Origin of the sequence: Streptococcus mitis, assembly GCF_002096845.1 — a bacterium.
GTDB lineage: Bacteria > Bacillota > Bacilli > Lactobacillales > Streptococcaceae > Streptococcus > Streptococcus mitis_A.
In genome coordinates, this window is the sequence record NZ_NCVK01000060.1 from 99,953 (window position 1) to 120,037 (window position 20,085).

Sequence of the window (20,085 nt, forward strand, 5' to 3'; positions counted from 1 at the left end):
TCTAATGGTATTACAAAGAAATGAAATAAATGAAAAAGATACATGGGATCTATCAACGATCTACCCAACTGATCAGGCTTGGGAAGAAGCCTTAAAAGATTTAACAGAACAATTGGAGACAGTAGCCCAGTATGAAGGCCATCTCTTGGATAGTGCGGATAGCCTACTCGAAATCACTGAATTTTCTCTTGAAATGGAACGCCAGATGGAGAAGCTTTACGTTTATGCTCATATGAAAAATGACCAAGATACACGTGAAGCCAAGTACCAAGAGTACTATGCCAAGGCTATGACACTCTACAGCCAGCTAGACCAAGCCTTTTCATTCTATGAACCTGAATTTATGGAAATTAGTGAAGAGCAGTATGCTGACTTTTTAGAAGCTCAACCAAAATTGCAGGTTTATCAACACTATTTTGACAAGCTTTTGCAAGGCAAGGAACATGTTCTCTCACAACGTGAAGAAGAATTATTAGCTGGAGCTGGTGAAATCTTTGGTTCGGCAAGTGAAACATTCGCTATCTTGGACAATGCGGATATTGTGTTCCCTTATGTTCTTGACGATGATGGTAAGGAAGTTCAGCTATCTCACGGGACTTACACACGTTTGATGGAGTCTAAAAATCGTAAGGTTCGCCGTGGTGCTTATCAAGCTCTTTATGCGACTTATGAACAATTCCAACATACCTATGCCAAAACCTTGCAAACCAATGTTAAGGTGCAAAACTACCGTGCCAAAGTTCGTAACTACAAGAGTGCTCGTCATGCAGCCCTAGCGGCGAATTTTGTTCCAGAGAGCGTTTATGACAATTTGGTAGCAGCAGTTCGCAAGCATTTGCCACTCTTGCATCGCTATCTTGAGCTTCGTTCAAAGATTTTGGGGATTTCAGACCTCAAGATGTACGATGTCTACACACCACTTTCATCTGTTGAATATAGTTTTACCTACCAAGAAGCCTTGAAAAAAGCAGAAGAAGCCTTGGCAGTATTGGGTGAGGATTACTTGAGACGTGTTAAACGTGCTTTCAGTGAGCGTTGGATCGATGTTTACGAAAATCAAGGCAAGCGTTCAGGTGCCTACTCTGGCGGTTCTTACGATACCAATGCCTTTATGCTCCTTAACTGGCAGGACAATCTGGACAATCTCTTCACCCTTGTTCATGAAACAGGCCACAGTATGCATTCAAGCTATACTCGTGAAACTCAGCCTTATGTTTACGGAGATTACTCTATCTTCTTGGCTGAGATTGCATCAACTACCAATGAAAATATCTTGACGGAGAAATTATTGGAAGAAGTAGAAGATGATGCAACGCGCTTTGCTATTCTCAATAACTTCCTAGATGGTTTCCGTGGGACAGTTTTCCGCCAAACTCAATTTGCTGAGTTTGAACACGCCATTCACCAAGCGGATCAAAATGGGGAAGTCTTGACAAGCGATTTCCTAAATAAACTTTACGCAGACTTGAACCAAGAGTATTATGGTTTGAGTAAGGAAGACAATCCTGAAATCCAATACGAGTGGGCTCGCATTCCACACTTCTACTATAACTACTATGTATATCAATATTCAACAGGCTTTGCGGCCGCCTCAGCCCTGGCTGAAAAGATTGTCCATGGTAGTCAAGAAGACCGTGACCGCTACATCGACTACCTCAAGGCAGGTAAGTCTGATTATCCACTTAATGTCATGAGAAAAGCTGGAGTTGATATGGAGAAGGAAGACTACCTCAACGATGCCTTTGCAGTCTTTGAACGTCGTTTGAATGAGTTTGAAGCCCTTGTTGAAAAATTAGGATTGGCATAAGATGGTTGAATCGTATAGTAAGAATGCCAACCATAACATGCGTCGTCCTGTTGTCAAAGAAGAAATTGTGGACTTGATGCGTCAGCGTCAAAAGCAAGTCACAGGTTCCCTGAAAGAATTGGAAGACTTTGCTCGCAAGGAAAACATTCCCATCATCCCCCATGAAACGGTTGCTTATTTCCGTTTTTTCATGGAAACCATACAACCTAAAAACATTCTGGAAATTGGGACGGCTATCGGTTTTTCAGCCCTCTTGATGGCGGAACATGCGCCAAACGCCAAGATTACAACCATTGACCGCAATCCAGAGATGATTGGATTTGCCAAGGAAAATTTCGCCCAGTTTGACAGTCGCAAGCAAATCACTCTCCTAGAGGGAGATGCGGTAGATATCTTATCTACCCTGACAGAGTCCTATGATTTCGTCTTTATGGATTCAGCCAAGTCTAAATATATCGTCTTTCTGCCAGAAATCCTCAAACATTTGGACGTTGGAGGTGTGGTTGTCTTGGATGATATTTTCCAAGGTGGTGATGTTGCTAAGGATATTATGGAAGTCCGTCGTGGCCAGCGAACTATATACAGAGGCCTTCAAAGACTATTTGATGCAACCTTAGACAATCCAGGACTCACCGCAACATTAGTACCTCTGGGGGACGGTATTCTCATGCTTCGTAAAAATGTAGCAGATGTTCAACTGCCTGAAAGCGAATGATTTTCAGAAAAATTTAAGAAAATATAGTAAAATAGATAGGGTAACACTTATCTCAAAGGAGTAGACATGAAGAAAAAACTATTGGCAGGTGCCATTACACTATTATCAGTAGCAACTTTAGCAGCTTGTTCGAAAGGTTCAGAAGGAGCAGACCTTATCAGCATGAAAGGAGATGTTATCACTGAACATCAATTTTATGAGCAAGTGAAAAGCAACCCTTCAGCTCAACAAGTGTTGTTGAACTTGACCATCCAAAAAGTATTTGAGAAGCAATATGGCTCAGAAGTAGATAACAAAGAAGTCGATGATACTATAGCTCAGGAAGAAAAACAATACGGTGATAACTACCAACGTGTCTTGTCACAAGCAGGTATGACTCTTGAAACACGTAAAGCTCAAATTCGTACAAGTAAATTAGTTGAGTTGGCAGTTAAGAAGGCAGCAGAAGCTGAATTGACAGATGATGCTTATAAGAAAGCCTTTGACGAATACACTCCAGATGTAACGGCTCAAATTATCCGTTTGGACAATGAAGACAAGGCCAAAGAAATTCTTGAAAAAGCAAAAGCTAGTGATGCAGACTTTGCTCAATTAGCTAAAGATAACTCAACTGATGAAAAAACCAAAGCGAACGGTGGAGAAATCACTTTTGACTCTGCTTCAACAGAAGTACCAGATCAAGTTAAGAAAGCAGCTTTCGCTTTAGATGTAAACGGTATTTCTGATGTGATTAGTGTTACTGGAACACAAGCCTACAGCAGCCAATATTACATTGTAAAACTCACTAAGAAAACAGAAAAATCATCTAATATTGATGACTACAAAGAAAAATTAAAAACTGTTATCTTAACTCAAAAACAAAATGATGCGTCATTTGTTCAAAGTATTATCGGAAAAGAATTGCAGGCAGCCAACATCAAGGTTAAAGATCAAGCCTTCCAAAATATTTTCACTCAATATATCGGTGGTGGAGATTCAAGCTCAAGCAGTTCTTCAAAAGAATAAAACAGAAAAGAGCCAAGTGCTCTTTTTCTTATGAGAAAATCTTCTATCTTAAGGGTAAGAGTTTTTTTCTTTCGGAAAAAATGGTATAATAGCAATCAAAACTAGAAAATAAACGGAATTTGGGAATAATTTCTTTTGTTCTCATTAGATTGGTGATACTATGAAGATTAGTAAGAGGCACCTATTAAACTATTCTATCCTAGTTCCTTATTTGCTTTTATCTATTTTGGGCTTAATTGTTGTTTATTCTACAACCAGTGCTATTCTTATCGAAGAAGGTAAAAGTGCCCTGCAATTAGTTCGAAGTCAGGGAATGTTTTGGGGCTTTAGTTTAATATTGATTGCTTTGATATATAAGCTGAAACTGAATTTTTTAAGAAAAGAACGACTTTTATTTATTGTTATGTTTGTTGAGCTAATTCTATTGGCTCTGGCTCGCTTAATTGGTACGCCGGTTAATGGAGCCTATGGTTGGATATCAGTAGGACCTTTGACTATTCAGCCAGCTGAGTATTTGAAGATTATTATCGTCTGGTACTTGGCCCAACGTTTTTCAAAACAACAGGATGAAATTGCTGTTTATGATTTCCAAGTTTTAACTCAAAATCAATGGCTTCCTCGTGCTTTTAATGATTGGCGTTTTGTCCTCTTGGTCATGATAGGAAGTTTGGCTATTTTCCCAGATTTGGGGAATGCTACTATCCTAGCTTTGGTTGCCTTGATTATGTACACAGTTAGTGGGATTGCTCATCGCTGGTTTGTAGCCTTTATCGGTCTTTTGTTTGGCGTTTCCGCCCTTTCCTTAACAGCTATTGATATGATAGGGGTTGATAAGTTTTTAAAAGTTCCAGTATTTGGATATGTGGCCAAGCGTTTCAGTGCCTACTTTAATCCCTTTGCTGATTTGGCAGGAGCAGGTCACCAACTTGCAAATTCCTACTTTGCCATGGTCAATGGTGGTTGGTTTGGTCTAGGTTTAGGAAATTCAATCGAAAAACGTGGCTATCTACCAGAAGCCCATACAGACTTTGTATTTTCAATTGTCATTGAAGAGTTTGGATTTGTGGGTGCCAGCTTGATTTTAGCACTTGTCTTTTTCCTCATTTTGCGAATTATCCTAGTAGGAATTCGTGCTAAGAATCCCTTTAATTCCATGATGGCGATTGGAGTTGGGGGGATGATGTTGGTACAGGTCTTTGTTAATATCGGTGGAATTTCTGGTATTATTCCCTCAACAGGAGTTACCTTCCCCTTCTTATCGCAAGGAGGTAACAGTCTCCTAGTCTTATCTGTAGCCATCGCCTTTGTCTTAAATATTGATGCAAGTGAAAAACGTGCCCAATTATATGAGGAGTTAGAAGCTCACTCATCACACTATATGTAGAGCTGATAGTGGAAAGGATTACCTATGTCTCTTCAAAAATTAGAAAACTATAGTAATAAAGCTGTCGTGCAAGAAGAAGTATTGATTTTAACAGAATTGTTAGAAGATATTACTAAAAATATGCTTGCTCCAGAAACTTTTGAAAAAATCATGCAGTTGAAGGAATTATCAACTCAAGAAGATTATCAAGGCTTGAACCAATTAGTTACTAGTCTGTCAAATGATGAAATGGCTTATATTTCACGCTATTTCTCTATCTTGCCCCTCTTGATTAATATTTCAGAAGACGTGGATTTGGCTTATGAAATCAACCACCAAAATAATATCGATCAAGATTATCTTGGTAAATTATCAGCAACGATTAAAATGGTTGCAGAAAAAGAAAATGCGGTTGAAATTTTAGAACATTTGAATGTTGTTCCTGTTTTGACAGCTCACCCAACACAAGTGCAACGTAAGAGTATGTTGGATTTGACCAACCATATCCATACCCTCTTGCGTAAGTATCGTGATGTGAAATTAGGCTTGATTAATAAGGAAAAATGGCATAATGATCTCCGTCGTTACATTGAGATTATCATGCAAACAGATATGATTCGTGAAAAGAAATTGAAAGTGACCAATGAAATCACGAATGTTATGGAATACTACAATAGCTCATTCCTGAAGGCTGTTCCTCATTTGACTGCTGAGTACAAGCGTCTGGCTAAAAAACACGGTTTGGAGTTGAAACATCCTAAGCCAATTACCATGGGAATGTGGATTGGTGGAGACCGTGATGGGAATCCTTTTGTTACAGCAGATACCTTGAAACAATCTGCTATGACTCAGTGTGAAGTCATCATGAACTACTATGATGAAAAGATTTACCAGCTCTATCGTGAATTCTCCCTCTCAACCAGTATTGTCAATGTGAGCAAGCAAGTCAGAGAAATGGCTCGTCAATCCAAGGATAATTCTATTTACCGTGAAAAAGAGCTTTATCGTCGTGCCTTGTTTGATATTCAATCAAAAATCCAAGCAACAAAAACCTATCTGATTGAGGATAAGGAAGTTGGGGCTCGCTATGAAACAGCCAATGATTTTTATAAGGATTTAATTACTATTCGTGATTCCCTCATGGAAAATAAGGGTGAAGCACTGATTTCTGGTGATTTTGTTGAGTTGATCCAGGCAGTTGAAATTTTTGGTTTCTATTTGGCATCTATTGACATGCGTCAAGATTCTAGTGTTCATGAAGCCTGTGTAGCTGAACTTTTGAAATCAGCAGGAATTCATTCGCGTTATAGCGAACTAAGTGAAGAAGAAAAATGCCAGCTTCTTTTGAAAGAATTAGAAGAAGATCCACGTATTCTTTCTGCCACTCATGTTGAAAAATCAGAGTTACTTGAAAAAGAATTGGCCATCTTTAAAGCTGCTCGTAAGTTGAAAGATAAGTTGGGTGATGATGTTATTCGTCAAACCATTATTTCACATGCAACCAGCGTATCAGACATGTTGGAATTGGCTATCTTGCTAAAAGAAGTAGGGTTAGTTGATAAAGAAAGAGCCCGTGTCCAAATCGTTCCTCTCTTTGAAACAATCGAGGACTTGGACCACTCAGAAGAAACCATGAGAGAATATCTTTCTCTTCCTCTTGCTAAGAAATGGATTGCTTCGCGCAATAACTACCAAGAAATCATGCTTGGCTACTCTGATAGTAATAAAGATGGTGGCTACCTATCATCATGTTGGACCCTCTACAAGGCTCAACAACAATTGACTGCTATTGGAGATGAATTTGGTGTTAAGGTTACCTTCTTCCATGGCCGTGGTGGTACTGTCGGTCGTGGTGGTGGACCAACCTATGAAGCCATCACCTCTCAACCGCTCAAGTCTATTAAGGATCGTATCCGCTTGACGGAGCAGGGTGAAGTAATTGGGAATAAATACGGTAACAAAGACGCTGCTTACTATAACCTTGAAATGCTGGTTTCAGCAGCCATTAACCGTATGATTACGCAGAAGAAGAGTGATACCAACACCTCAAATCGATATGAAGCCATTATGGACCAAGTAGTGGACCGTAGTTATGATATCTACCGTGATTTAGTCTTTGGTAATGACCATTTCTATGATTATTTCTTTGAGTCAAGTCCAATTAAGGCTATTTCAAGCTTTAATATTGGTTCTCGCCCAGCCGCTCGTAAGACTATTACTGAAATCGGTGGTTTGCGAGCTATTCCTTGGGTGTTCTCATGGTCGCAAAGTCGTGTTATGTTCCCTGGCTGGTATGGTGTCGGATCAAGTTTCAAAGAATTTATCGATAAGAATCCAGAAAATATCGCTATTCTACGAGATATGTATCAAAATTGGCCTTTCTTCCAGTCGCTTCTTTCAAATGTCGACATGGTATTGTCAAAATCAAATATGAACATTGCTTTTGAATATGCCAAACTGTGTGAAGATGATCAAGTAAAAGCAATCTATGAGACAATTTTAAATGAATGGCAAGTTACCAAGGAAGTTATCTTGGCTATCGAAGGATATGATGAACTTTTAGCTGAAAATCCATATCTAAAAGCAAGTTTGGATTACCGTATGCCTTACTTTAATATCCTCAACTATATCCAGTTGGAGTTGATTAAACGTCAACGCCGAGGAGAATTATCAAGCGATCAAGAAAAATTAATCCATACAACCATCAACGGAATTGCGACAGGATTGCGTAATTCAGGCTGATACCTAAAGCTTCCTCTTTTCTATAGGGGAAGTTTTTGATTATTTCAAAAAAATGCTAAAAGAGTCTTGACAAGTAGTTGAAAAATGATATAATTTAACCATTCGGAAAAGTAATCATTCAAACTTTTTAGAGAGTCTGTGGTAGCTGAAAACAGATAAGTGATGATGATGAAAATTGGGCTGAATGTTATGTAGAATTTGAAATCATAAAAATTCGGTGAGCACACCTTACAGTGCATCTCGTTATTGCGAGACAGAGCGATAGGGAAATTTCCTATAATTGAGGTGGTACCGCGCATCGACGTCCTCACACAAGTTTTTTGTGTGAGGACTTTTTGATGGAGGTTAGTATGGAAAGAAAACGATGGCGTCGCTTGTTTAGATAAGTGAAGTATTTTAAAGGATTAAAAAGGAAAAATATAATGAAAAATAAACGTTTAATTGGAATTATCGCTGCATTAGCAGTCTTAGTAGCAGGAAGCTTGATTTACTCTTCAATGAATAAACCAGAAGCTAAGAATGAAAAGAAAGTTGCCAAAGTTGGTGTTCTTCAGTTTGTGAGCCATCCATCTCTTGATTTGATTTATAAAGGGATTCAAGATGGACTTGCAGAAGAAGGATATAAAGATGATCAAGTTAAAATCGATTTTATGAACTCAGAAGGTGACCAAAGTAAGGTTGCGACAATGAGTAAACAATTGGTTGCAAATGGTAATGACCTTGTGGTTGGTATTGCAACACCAGCTGCTCAAGGTTTGGCAAGCGCCACAAAAGACCTACCGGTTATCATGGCTGCTATTACAGACCCAATTGGTGCTAACTTGGTCAAAGATTTGAAAAAACCAGGTGGCAACATTACAGGGGTATCTGACCACAATCCAGCTCAGCAACAAGTTGAACTCATCAAGGCTCTTACACCGAATGTGAAAACAATCGGAGCTCTTTACTCAAGTAGCGAAGACAATTCAAAAACACAGGTCGAAGAATTTAAGGCTTTTGCTGAAAAAGCAGGTTTGACAGTGGAAACATTTGCAGTTCCTTCAACAAATGAAATTGCTTCAACAGTTAATGTTATGACTAGCAAGGTCGATGCTATCTGGGTTCCAATTGATAACACTATTGCTTCAGCCTTCTCAACTGTTGTATCAAGCAACCAATCAGCTAAAAAACCGATTTACCCAAGCGCGACTGCCATGGTAGAAGCAGGTGGTTTGGCATCCGTTGTAGTTGACCAACACGACCTTGGTGTGGCAACTGGTAAAATGATTGCGCAAGTCTTGAAAGGTGCAAAACCAGCTGATACTCCAGTCAATGTCTTTTCAACTGGTAAGTCAGTAATCAACAAAAAATTGGCACAAGAGCTAGGTATTACGATTCCTGAATCTGTTCTAAAAGAAGCAGGACAAGTGATTGAATAATCTACAATGGAGGAGTTGGGGACATCTCCTCCAATTTTTTACAATAGAAATCATATAGAAAAGGTTAAGAAACAAATGATATTATCTATTATTTCTCAAGGATTTGTCTGGGCTATTTTAGGTTTGGGAATCTTTATGACATTTAGGATTTTAAACTTTCCAGATATGACGACAGAAGGTTCCTTCCCTCTTGGCGGAGCTGTTGCTGTCACTCTGATAACCAAAGGCGTGAACCCTTTTTTAGCGACACTTGTTGCTGTAGGAGCAGGTTGTTTGGCTGGAATGGCAGCAGGCCTTCTTTATACAAAAGGGAAGATTCCAACCTTGCTCTCAGGGATTTTGGTGATGACTTCCTGTCACTCTATCATGCTCTTGATTATGGGACGTGCAAATTTAGGATTGCTCGGAACCAAGCAAATTCAGGATGTCTTGCCTTTTGATTCAGACTTGAACCAACTCTTGACAGGTCTTATCTTTGTCAGTCTTGTCATTGCTCTCATGCTCTTTTTCTTGGACACTAAACTCGGACAAGCTTACATTGCTACAGGTGACAATCCTGATATGGCTAGAAGTTTTGGAATTCATACTGGACGCATGGAGCTCATGGGTTTGGTCTTATCAAATGGGGTAATTGCCCTTGCAGGAGCTCTCATTGCCCAGCAAGAAGGATATGCCGATGTATCTCGAGGAATCGGGGTTATCGTTGTGGGGCTTGCAAGTTTGATTATTGGAGAAGTTATTTTCAAGAGTTTGAGCTTGGCAGAGCGTTTGGTTACAATCGTTGTGGGTTCTATCGCCTATCAATTCTTAGTGTGGGCAGTTATCGCGCTTGGCTTTAATACAAGTTACCTCCGTCTATACAGTGCCGTGATTTTAGCAGTCTGCCTCATGATTCCAACATTTAAGCAAACAATCTTGAAAGGAGCCAAATTAACCAAATGACAGCAATTGTAGAATTAAAAAATGCCACAAAAATTGTTAAAAATGGCTTTGATGAAGAAAAGATTATTTTAAATGATGTTTCCTTAGAAATTTTTGAACAGGATTTTATCACGATATTAGGTGGAAATGGTGCTGGTAAATCAACTCTCTTTAACACCATTGCAGGCACCTTGTCCTTAACCAGTGGAACAATCCGTATTTTGGGTGAAGATGTTACCAAGTTTTCACCCGAGAAGCGTGCCAAGTATCTGTCTCGTGTTTTCCAAGATCCTAAGATGGGGACAGCTCCTCGTATGACGGTGGCTGAAAATCTCTTGATTGCCAAGTTTCGTGGTGAAAAACGTGGACTCTTCCCAAGACGCTTGACTAGTTATAAGGATGAATTTCAGAAAACAATTGAAAAAGTGGGAAATGGTCTTGAGAAACACTTGAATACACCGATTGAGTTCTTATCAGGTGGACAAAGACAGGCTCTGAGTCTCTTGATGGCAACCTTGAAGCGTCCTGAATTACTCTTGTTGGACGAGCATACTGCAGCCCTTGATCCAAAAACCAGTGTTGCTTTAATGGAATTGACAGATGAATTTGTCAAGAAAGATCAGCTGACAGCTCTTATGATTACCCACCATATGGAAGATGCTCTTAAGTATGGCAATCGCTTGATTGTCATGAAAGAAGGACGAATTATCCAAGATTTGAAACAAGAAGAAAAAGCAAAAATGAAAATCTCTGATTATTATCAACTCTTTGAATAAAGTAGGGAAAATGAGTGAAATGGTTTACTTTTTTTCTGAAATAAAGTATACTATATAAAGTAAACTATGATAACATGGAGGTATTGTGTATGGTTGACAAACAAGTCATTGAAGAAATCAGAAACAATGCCAACATTGTGGAAGTCATAGGAGATGTGATTTCTTTACAAAAGGCAGGACGGAACTATCTAGGGCTCTGTCCTTTTCATGGTGAAAAAACACCTTCTTTCAACGTTGTAGAGGACAAGCAGTTTTACCACTGTTTTGGTTGTGGTCGCTCAGGTGATGTCTTTAAGTTCATCGAGGAGTACCAAGGGGTTCCCTTTATGGAGGCTGTCCAAATCTTAGGTCAGCGTGTTGGGATAGAGGTGGAAAAACCGCTTTATAGTGAACAGAAGCCAGCTTCACCCCACCAAGCTCTTTATGATATGCACGAAGATGCTGCCAAATTTTATCATGCTATTCTCATGACAACGACCATGGGGGAAGAGGCCAGAAACTACCTTTATCAGCGTGGTTTGACAGATGAAGTGCTCAAGCATTTTCGGATTGGTTTAGCACCTCCAGAACGCAACTATCTTCATCAACGTTTGTCTGGTCAGTATCGTGAAGAGGATTTCTTGGATTCAGGCCTGTTTTATCTCTCGGATGCTAATCAATTTGTAGACACCTTTCACAATCGCATTATGTTTCCCTTGACAAATGACCAAGGAAAGGTTATTGCCTTCTCAGGTCGTATCTGGCAGAAAACGGATTCACAAACTTCTAAGTATAAAAATAGCCGATCGACTGCAATTTTTAACAAAAGTTACGAATTATATCATATGGATAGGGCAAAAAAATCTTCTGGTAAAACCAGTGAGATTTACCTCATGGAAGGGTTCATGGATGTTATTGCAGCCTATCGGGCTGGAATCGAAAACGCTGTGGCATCTATGGGAACAGCCTTGAGTCGTGAGCATGTTGAGCATCTGAAAAGGTTAACCAAGAAGTTGGTTCTTGTTTACGATGGCGATAAGGCTGGGCAAGCTGCGACTTTGAAAGCGCTGGACGAAATTGGTGATATACCTGTGCAAATCGTCAGCATGCCTGATAACTTGGATCCGGATGAGTATCTACAAAAAAATGGTCCAGAAGATTTGGCCTATCTATTAACGAAAACTCGTATTAGTCCGATTGAGTTTTACATTCACCAGTATAAGCCTGAAAATAGTGAAAATCTGCAGGCTCAGATTGAGTTTATTGAAAAAATAGCTCCCTTGATTGTTCAAGAAAAGTCTATCACTGCTCAAAACAGCTATATTCATATTTTAGCTGACAGTCTAGCATCCTTTGATTATGCCCAGATTGAGCAGATTGTTAATGAGAGTCGTCAGGCGCAAAGGCAGAATCGAATGGAAGGAATTTCCAGACCGACGCAAATCACTATGCCTGTCACCAAGCAGTTATCAGCTATTATGAGAGCAGAAGCCCATTTACTCTATCGGATGATGGAATCCCCTCTTGTTTTGAACGATTACCGTTTGCGAGACGACTTTTCATTTGACACTCCTGAATTTCAGGTCCTATATGACTTGCTTGGTCAGTATGGCAATCTTCCTCCAGAAGTTTTAGCAGAACAGACAGAGGAAGTTGAAAGAGCTTGGTACCAAGTCTTAGCTCAGGATTTACCTGCTGAGATGTCACCTCAGGAACTAAGTGAAGTAGAAATGACTCGAAACAAGGCTCTCTTGAATCAGGACAATATGAGAATCAAAAAGAAGGTGCAGGAAGCTAGCCATGTAGGAGATACAGACACAGCCTTAGAAGAATTGGAACGTTTAATTTCCCAAAAGAGAAGAATGGAGTAATAATGGCAACAAAACAAAAAGAAGTAACAACATTTGACGTACAAGTAGCAGAATTTATCCGTAATCATAAGCAAAAAGGGACAGCAACAGATGATGAAATCAATGCTAGTCTTGTCGTTCCTTTTACCTTGGACGCTGATGGAATTGAAGATCTCTTGCAACGGATTCAAGATGCAGGAATTTCTATCACAGATAACGAAGGAAATCCAAGTGCGCGTGTTCTTAGTGCTGAAGAAGAACCAGAACTCAGTGACGAGGACTTGATTGGTTCAACTTCGGCTAAGGTCAATGACCCTGTCCGTATGTACTTGAAAGAAATCGGAGTCGTTCCTCTTTTGACCAATGAAGAGGAAAAAGAATTAGCACTAGCAGTTGAAGCTGGCGATATCGAAGCCAAACAACGTCTTGCGGAAGCCAACCTTCGTTTGGTTGTTTCTATTGCCAAACGCTATGTTGGACGCGGTATGCAGTTCCTTGACTTGATTCAAGAAGGAAATATGGGCTTGATGAAGGCGGTTGACAAGTTTGACTATTCTAAAGGGTTCAAGTTTTCAACTTACGCAACTTGGTGGATTCGTCAGGCTATCACTCGTGCTATTGCAGATCAAGCTCGTACCATCCGTATCCCAGTTCACATGGTTGAAACCATCAATAAATTGGTTCGTGAACAGCGTAATCTCCTTCAAGAATTGGGACAAGATCCAACACCAGAACAAATCGCTGAACGTATGGATATGACACCTGACAAGGTTCGTGAAATCTTGAAGATTGCCCAAGAACCGGTATCCCTTGAAACACCAATCGGTGAAGAGGATGATAGCCACCTTGGAGACTTTATCGAAGATGAAGTGATTGAAAATCCAGTGGATTATACGACTCGTATCGTCTTGCGTGAGCAGTTGGATGAGGTCTTGGATACTCTTACAGACCGTGAAGAAAATGTTCTACGTCTGCGTTTTGGGCTAGATGATGGAAAAATGCGCACCCTTGAAGATGTTGGTAAAGTCTTTAACGTGACTCGCGAGCGTATCCGTCAGATTGAAGCTAAAGCTTTGAGAAAACTACGCCAACCAAGTCGCAGCAAACCGCTTCGTGATTTTATTGAAGACTAAGAGTGAGGATGAATATGGCTTATACAGAAGAGCAAATTGAAAACATCAAAACACGCATTTTAACAGCCTTGGAAGAAGTCATCGACCCTGAGTTGGGAATCGATATTGTCAATCTTGGTTTAATTTATGAGATTCGTTTTGACGGTGACACAGGGCAAACAGAGATTGATATGACTTTGACAACTATGGGTTGTCCCCTAGCAGACCTTTTGACTGATCAGATTTATGATGCTATGACCGAGGTTCCAGAAGTAACGGATACTGAGGTCAAATTGGTTTGGTATCCAGCCTGGACCGTTGAAAAAATGAGTCGCTATGCACGCATTGCCCTAGGCATTAAGTAAACAAATAAAAGCATGTGAGAGATTATTGGAAAAGCGAGGAAATTTCCTCTTCTTTTCCTCTAGTCTCTCCTTTCTTTTGCTGATTTTATTCAAAGAAAATGATATAATAGTAGTTATGGAAAAAAAGAAATTACGCATCAATATGTTGAGTTCAAGTGAGAAAGTAGCAGGACAAGGAGTTTCAGGTGCTTACCGTGAATTAGTTCGTCTTCTTCACCGTGATGCCAAGGACCAATTGCTTGTTACAGAAAATCTTCCAATAGAGGCAGATGTGACTCACTTTCATACAATTGATTTCCCCTATTATTTATCAACATTCCAAAAGAAACGCTCAGGAAGGAAAATTGGCTATGTGCATTTCTTGCCTGATACACTTGAGGGGAGTTTGAAAATTCCATTTTTCTTAAAGGGAATTGTTAAACGCTATGTATTTTCTTTTTACAACCGGATGGAGCACTTGGTGGTGGTCAATCCTATGTTTATTGAGGATTTGGTGGCAGCTGGTATTCCACGTGAAAAAGTGACCTATATCCCTAACTTTGTCAACAAGGAAAAATGGCATCCTCTTCCACAGGAAGAGGTAGCGAGACTGCGTACAGAGCTAGGTCTTAGTGACAATCAGTTTATCGTAGTAGGTGCTGGTCAAGTTCAGAAACGCAAAGGGATTGACGATTTTATCCGTCTGGCTGAGGAATTGCCTCAGATTACCTTTATCTGGGCCGGTGGTTTCTCTTTTGGTGGTATGACAGATGGTTATGAGCGTTACAAGAAAATTATGGACAATCCCCCTAAAAATTTGATTTTTCCAGGTATTGTATCGCCAGAGCGAATGCGCGAATTGTATGCCCTAGCAGATCTTTTCTTGTTACCTAGTTACAATGAGCTATTCCCTATGACTATTTTAGAGGCTGCTAGTTGTGAAGCTCCTATTATGTTGCGTGATTTGGATCTTTATAAGGTAATTTTGGAGGGAAATTATCGGGCGACAGCAGATAGAGAAGAGATGAAAGAAGCTATTCTGGAATATCAAGCAAATCCTGTTGCTTTAAAAGACCTCAAAGAAAAAGCTAAGAATATTTCCAGAGAGTATTCTGAAGAGCATCTGTTGCAAATCTGGTTGGATTTTTATGAAAAACAAGCCGCTTTAGGGAGAAAGTAAAAAGTGAGGTAATCTATGCGAATTGGTTTATTTACAGATACCTATTTTCCTCAGGTTTCAGGTGTTGCGACCAGTATTCGAACCTTGAAAACCGAACTTGAAAAGCAGGGACACGCTGTTTTTATCTTTACGACGACAGATAAGGATGTCAATCGTTATGAAGATTGGCAAATTATCCGCATTCCAAGTGTTCCCTTCTTTGCATTTAAGGATCGCCGCTTTGCCTACCGAGGATTTAGCAAGGCACTTGAAATTGCCAAACAGTATCAGCTAGATATTATCCATACTCAGACAGAATTTTCTCTTGGCTTGTTGGGGATTTGGATTGCGCGTGAATTGAAGATTCCAGTCATCCATACCTATCACACCCAATACGAAGACTATGTGCATTATATTGCTAAGGGAATGTTGATTCGTCCTAGTATGGTCAAGTATCTGGTTAGAGGTTTTTTGCATGATGTGGATGGGGTGATTTGCCCGAGTGAGATTGTCCGAGACTTGCTATCTGACTATAAGGTCAAGGTGGAAAAGCGAGTTATTCCAACTGGAATTGAATTAGCTAAGTTTGAGCGTCCAGAAATCAAGCAAGAAAATTTAAAAGAACTGCGTAGTAAACTAGGGATTCAAGATAATGAAAAGATGTTGCTCAGCCTTTCCAGAATTTCCTATGAAAAAAATATTCAAGCAGTATTAGCAGCCTTTGCAGAAGTTCTGAGAGAGGAAGACAAGGTGAAACTGGTAGTTGCTGGGGATGGGCCTTATCTGGATGACCTCAAAGAGCAAGCCAAGAAACTAGAGATTCAAGACTCCGTCATCTTTACAGGAATGATTGCTCCTAGTGAGACAGCTCTTTATTATAAGGCAGCAGATTTTTTCATCTCGGCATCGACAAGTGAAACGCAGGGTTTGACATATTTGGAAAGCTTGGCCAGTGGGACGCCTGTCATTGCGCACGGAAATCCTTATCTGGACAATCTTATCAGTGATAAAATGTTTGGAACCTTGTACTATGGAGAACATGATTTGGCTGGTGCTATTTTGGAAGCCCTGATTGCAACACCAGACATGAATGAGCATACCTTATCAGAGAAATTATATGAGATTTCAGCTGAGAATTTTGGAAAACGGGTGCATGAGTTTTATCTTGATGCTATTATTTCAAATAATTTCCAGAAAGATTTAGCAAAAGATGATACGGTCAGTCAGCGTATTTTTAAGACAGTTTTGTATTTACCACAACAGGTAGTTGCTGTACCCGTAAAAGGCTCTAGACGCATGCTGAAGGCTTCAAAAACACAGTTGATCAGCATAAGAGATTATTGGAAAGACCATGAAGAATAGAAAGAGGAACAGCTATGAAAAAACAATTAATGAGAAGTGGGCGTGACAAAAAGATTGCAGGTGTTTGTGCTGGAGTGGCTAATTATTTTGATATGGATCCCACTATTGTTCGCGTAATATGGGGTGTTCTTGCTTTTGGTTATGGAGCTGGAATTATAGCCTATATTATTTTATGGATTATTGCACCAGTAGCAAGTGACTATTGAAAACTAGCTGAATTCATGCTAAGATATTAGAAAGTAGAATGTAACGAAGGAGAAAAAAATGGCATTTGGAGATAATGGAAATCGTAAAAAAACCATGTTTGAAAAATTAACCTTACTAATCGTGTTTATTATGTTGATTGCAAGTTTGCTTGGAATTTTTGCAACTGCAATTGGTGCCTTGAGTAATCTATAAATCGGATTACCTAAAAGTAACATTAGTGACTGGGATTTCCCAGCCCTTTTTTAAAGTGAGAAGATAATAATGAGTATGTTTTTAGATACAGCCAAGATTAAGGTCAAGGCTGGTAATGGTGGCGATGGCATGGTCGCTTTTCGCCGTGAAAAATATGTCCCCAATGGAGGTCCTTGGGGTGGTGATGGAGGTCGTGGTGGTAACGTCGTATTCGTTGTAGACGAAGGTTTACGTACCTTGATGGATTTCCGCTACAATCGCCATTTCAAGGCTGATTCTGGGGAAAAAGGCATGACCAAAGGAATGCATGGTCGTGGTGCTGAGGATTTACGTGTTCGTGTACCACAAGGCACAACCGTCCGTGATGCAGAGACTGGCAAGGTTTTGACAGATTTGATTGAACATGGTCAAGAATTTATCGTTGCCCACGGTGGTCGTGGTGGACGTGGCAACATCCGCTTTGCGACACCAAAAAATCCTGCACCGGAAATATCTGAAAATGGAGAACCAGGTCAGGAACGTGAGTTACAATTGGAACTAAAAATCTTGGCAGATGTCGGTTTAGTGGGTTTCCCATCAGTAGGGAAATCAACCCTTTTAAGTGTTATTACCTCAGCTAAACCTAAAATCGGCGCCTACCACTTTACGACAATTGTACCAAATCTAGGTATGGTTCGTACCCAATCAGGTGAATCCTTTGCAGTAGCTGATTTACCAGGTTTGATTGAAGGGGCTAGTCAAGGTGTTGGTTTGGGAACTCAGTTCCTCCGTCACATCGAGCGTACCCGTGTCATCCTTCACATCATTGATATGTCAGCTAGCGAAGGCCGTGATCCTTATGAGGATTATCTTGCCATCAATAAAGAGCTGGAGTCGTATAATCTTCGTCTCATGGAGCGTCCACAGATTATTGTAGCCAATAAGATGGATATGCCTGAGAGTCAGGAAAATCTTGAAGAATTTAAGAAAAAATTGGCTGAAAACTATGATGAATTTGAAGAGTTACCAGCTATCTTCCCAATTTCCGGATTGACCAAGCAAGGTTTGGCTACGCTTTTGGATGCTACAGCTGAATTGTTAGACAAGACACCAGAATTCTTGCTCTATGATGAGTCAGATATGGAAGAAGAAGCTTACTACGGCTTTGACGAGGAAGAGAAAGCCTTTGAAATTAGCCGTGATGACGATGCGACATGGGTGCTTTCTGGTGAAAAACTGATGAAACTCTTTAATATGACCAACTTTGATCGTGACGAATCTGTCATGAAATTTGCCCGCCAGCTTCGTGGTATGGGGGTTGATGAAGCCCTTCGTGCGCGTGGTGCTAAGGATGGGGACTTGGTCCGCATTGGTAAATTTGAGTTTGAATTTGTAGACTAGGAGATTGATATGGGAGATAAACCGATATCTTTCCGAGATGCGGATGGTAATTTTGTTTCCGCCGCAGACGTTTGGAATGAAAAGAAATTGGAAGAACTATTTAATCGTCTCAATCCAAATCGTGCCTTGAGATTGGCACGAACTAAAAAAGAAAATCCATCTTAAATACGTAAGATAAAACTCCAATTATCAGTCAAGTTAACTGTAACAAATAGAAGCTAAGATCGAGAAAGGGCAAAATTTGTCCTTTCTTTTCACTTATAAATTATAATATATTAAAATAGAATATAAATAAATAGACTAGGGAATTCAAATCAAATTTCTAACAAGGCTTTATAAGTCGTGTTGTCCTATTCTAGCTTCAATACACCGTATTTTTTCTATTAAAAAGAATTTTTTTACAAAAATAGTTGGTTATTTAGTTTATTTATGCTATAATAGGAGCAATTATTTTTAGGAGGTGTTAGTATGTCTTATTTGTTTGAGATATTACCGAGTTTATTGAGCGGTGCAAGCATGACTTTACAGGTTTTTGTGCTGGTCTTGATCTTTTCTATTCCCTTGGGCGTTTTGATTGCCTTTGCCTTGCAAGTCCATTGGAAGCTCCTCCATCATCTGATTAATATTTATATCTGGATCATGCGGGGCACCCCCTTGCTTTTGCAATTGATTTTTATTTATTATGTGCTACCAAGTATTGGGATCCGTTTAGATCGCCTTCCTGCGGCTATCATTGCTTTTGTTTTGAATTATGCGGCTTACTTTGCTGAAATCTTCCGTGGAGGGATTGATACAATTCCTAAAGGTCAATATGAGGCTGCTAAGGTCTTGAAGTTTAATCCTTTTGACACAGTGCGCTATATTATCTTACCACAGGTGACCAAGATTGTTCTCCCTAGTGTTTTTAATGAGGTTATGAGTTTGGTCAAGGATACTTCTCTGGTTTATGCTCTAGGAATTTCAGACCTTATTTTAGCGAGCCGAACAGCTGCCAACCGTGATGCTAGTCTGGTTCCTATGTTCTTGGCAGGAGCCATTTACTTAATTTTGATTGGGATTGTGACCATTCTTGCAAAAAAAGTTGAGAAGAAGTACAGTTACTATAGATAGGAGGCTACCATGTTAGAATTACGAAATATCAATAAGGGATTTGGCGAAAAGCAAATTTTGTCCAATTTCAGTCTAAGCATTCCTGAAAAACAAATCCTGGCTATCGTTGGGCCTTCTGGTGGAGGTAAGACAACTCTCTTACGCATGCTTGCAGGTCTTGAAACCATTGATTCAGGTCAAATCTTTTATAATGGAGAACCCTTAGAATTGGATGAATTGGAGAAGCGCAATCTACTAGGATTTGTATTCCAAGATTTTCAACTTTTCCCTCATTTGTCAGTTCTAGATAATTTGACCTTATCGCCTGTGAAAACCATGGGAATGAAGCAGGAAGAGGCAGAGAAGAAGGCGCATGGACTCTTGGAACAGTTAGGTTTAGCAGGGCACGCAGATGCTTATCCATTCTCACTATCAGGTGGGCAAAAGCAGCGGGTGGCCTTGGCGCGTGCTATGATGATTGACCCGGAAATCATAGGTTACGATGAACCAACTTCTGCACTGGATCCAGAATTACGCTTGGAAGTGGAAAAACTAATCTTGCAAAATAGGGAACTTGGCATGACCCAGATTGTGGTTACCCACGATTTACAATTTGCTGAAAATATCGCAGATCAGATTCTCAAGGTTGAGCCCAAGTAGGAGG

General features: G+C 39.9%; 19 protein-coding genes and 1 other annotated feature. All 19 genes read left to right on the plus strand.

Going from position 1 to position 20,085, the window contains the following annotated elements:
* Window positions 1–4: 4 nt before the first annotated feature.
* The 19 genes from pepF (at window position 5) to B7695_RS10045 (ending at window position 20,081) form a co-directional block, all read left to right on the plus strand.
* Window positions 5–1,807 (plus strand): oligoendopeptidase F, encoded by a 1,803-nt coding sequence (gene pepF, locus B7695_RS09955; RefSeq protein WP_084891475.1) that lies wholly within the window; start codon window positions 5–7, stop codon window positions 1,805–1,807.
* A 1-nt stretch (window position 1,808) separates the two neighbouring features.
* Window positions 1,809–2,522, plus strand: a complete 714-nt coding sequence (locus B7695_RS09960) for an O-methyltransferase (RefSeq protein ID WP_084891477.1) — start codon at window positions 1,809–1,811, stop codon at window positions 2,520–2,522.
* Between the two features lie 66 nt (window positions 2,523–2,588).
* A complete protein-coding gene (gene prsA, locus B7695_RS09965) occupies window positions 2,589–3,527 on the plus strand; it encodes a peptidylprolyl isomerase PrsA (protein WP_084891479.1) in 939 nt (312 codons plus the stop codon).
* Between the two features lie 160 nt (window positions 3,528–3,687).
* Complete coding sequence (ftsW, locus tag B7695_RS09970) at window positions 3,688–4,911, plus strand: cell division peptidoglycan polymerase FtsW (protein ID WP_084891481.1); 1,224 nt, start codon at window positions 3,688–3,690, stop codon at window positions 4,909–4,911.
* Between the two features lie 24 nt (window positions 4,912–4,935).
* Complete coding sequence (gene ppc / locus B7695_RS09975; RefSeq protein WP_084891483.1) at window positions 4,936–7,632, plus strand: phosphoenolpyruvate carboxylase; 2,697 nt, start codon at window positions 4,936–4,938, stop codon at window positions 7,630–7,632.
* A 94-nt stretch (window positions 7,633–7,726) separates the two neighbouring features.
* Window positions 7,727–7,944, plus strand: a binding site (T-box leader).
* Window positions 7,945–8,054: 110 nt separating this feature from the next.
* Window positions 8,055–9,050, plus strand: a complete 996-nt coding sequence (gene trpX, locus B7695_RS09980) for a tryptophan ABC transporter substrate-binding protein (RefSeq protein WP_000792149.1) — start codon at window positions 8,055–8,057, stop codon at window positions 9,048–9,050.
* A gap of 75 nt (window positions 9,051–9,125) precedes the next feature.
* Entirely contained in the window at window positions 9,126–9,992 is an 867-nt protein-coding gene (locus B7695_RS09985) for an ABC transporter permease (protein ID WP_084891645.1), read from the plus strand.
* A complete protein-coding gene (locus B7695_RS09990; protein WP_084891485.1) occupies window positions 9,989–10,747 on the plus strand; it encodes an ABC transporter ATP-binding protein in 759 nt (252 codons plus the stop codon). The genes B7695_RS09985 and B7695_RS09990 overlap by 4 nt, the downstream gene beginning before the upstream one ends.
* An 89-nt stretch (window positions 10,748–10,836) precedes the next feature.
* Window positions 10,837–12,597 (plus strand): DNA primase, encoded by a 1,761-nt coding sequence (dnaG, locus tag B7695_RS09995; protein ID WP_084891487.1) that lies wholly within the window; start codon window positions 10,837–10,839, stop codon window positions 12,595–12,597.
* A gap of 2 nt (window positions 12,598–12,599) precedes the next feature.
* A complete protein-coding gene (gene rpoD, locus B7695_RS10000; RefSeq protein WP_000201905.1) occupies window positions 12,600–13,709 on the plus strand; it encodes an RNA polymerase sigma factor RpoD in 1,110 nt (369 codons plus the stop codon).
* Window positions 13,710–13,723: 14 nt separating this feature from the next.
* A complete protein-coding gene (locus tag B7695_RS10005; protein WP_000331929.1) occupies window positions 13,724–14,053 on the plus strand; it encodes a metal-sulfur cluster assembly factor in 330 nt (109 codons plus the stop codon).
* A gap of 115 nt (window positions 14,054–14,168) precedes the next feature.
* Complete coding sequence (gene cpoA, locus B7695_RS10010; RefSeq protein ID WP_239822283.1) at window positions 14,169–15,212, plus strand: alpha-galactosylglucosyldiacylglycerol synthase; 1,044 nt, start codon at window positions 14,169–14,171, stop codon at window positions 15,210–15,212.
* A gap of 15 nt (window positions 15,213–15,227) precedes the next feature.
* Window positions 15,228–16,553: a glycosyltransferase family 4 protein gene (locus B7695_RS10015; RefSeq protein ID WP_084891488.1), complete on the plus strand. Its 1,326-nt coding sequence runs from the start codon at window positions 15,228–15,230 to the stop codon at window positions 16,551–16,553.
* A gap of 29 nt (window positions 16,554–16,582) precedes the next feature.
* The gene (locus B7695_RS10020; RefSeq protein WP_084891650.1) at window positions 16,583–16,759 is read left to right on the plus strand and encodes a PspC domain-containing protein; all 177 of its coding nucleotides are present in this window, start codon (window positions 16,583–16,585) and stop codon (window positions 16,757–16,759) included.
* A 58-nt stretch (window positions 16,760–16,817) separates the two neighbouring features.
* Entirely contained in the window at window positions 16,818–16,952 is a 135-nt protein-coding gene (locus tag B7695_RS10025; protein ID WP_084891490.1) for a DUF4044 domain-containing protein, read from the plus strand.
* Window positions 16,953–17,021: 69 nt separating this feature from the next.
* The gene (gene obgE, locus B7695_RS10030; RefSeq protein ID WP_000061642.1) at window positions 17,022–18,332 is read left to right on the plus strand and encodes a GTPase ObgE; all 1,311 of its coding nucleotides are present in this window, start codon (window positions 17,022–17,024) and stop codon (window positions 18,330–18,332) included.
* A gap of 9 nt (window positions 18,333–18,341) precedes the next feature.
* Window positions 18,342–18,497, plus strand: a complete 156-nt coding sequence (locus tag B7695_RS10035) for a hypothetical protein (RefSeq protein WP_000502582.1) — start codon at window positions 18,342–18,344, stop codon at window positions 18,495–18,497.
* Between the two features lie 303 nt (window positions 18,498–18,800).
* A complete protein-coding gene (locus tag B7695_RS10040) occupies window positions 18,801–19,442 on the plus strand; it encodes an amino acid ABC transporter permease (protein WP_084891493.1) in 642 nt (213 codons plus the stop codon).
* Between the two features lie 9 nt (window positions 19,443–19,451).
* Entirely contained in the window at window positions 19,452–20,081 is a 630-nt protein-coding gene (locus B7695_RS10045; protein ID WP_084891495.1) for an amino acid ABC transporter ATP-binding protein, read from the plus strand.
* Window positions 20,082–20,085 lie beyond the last annotated feature (4 nt).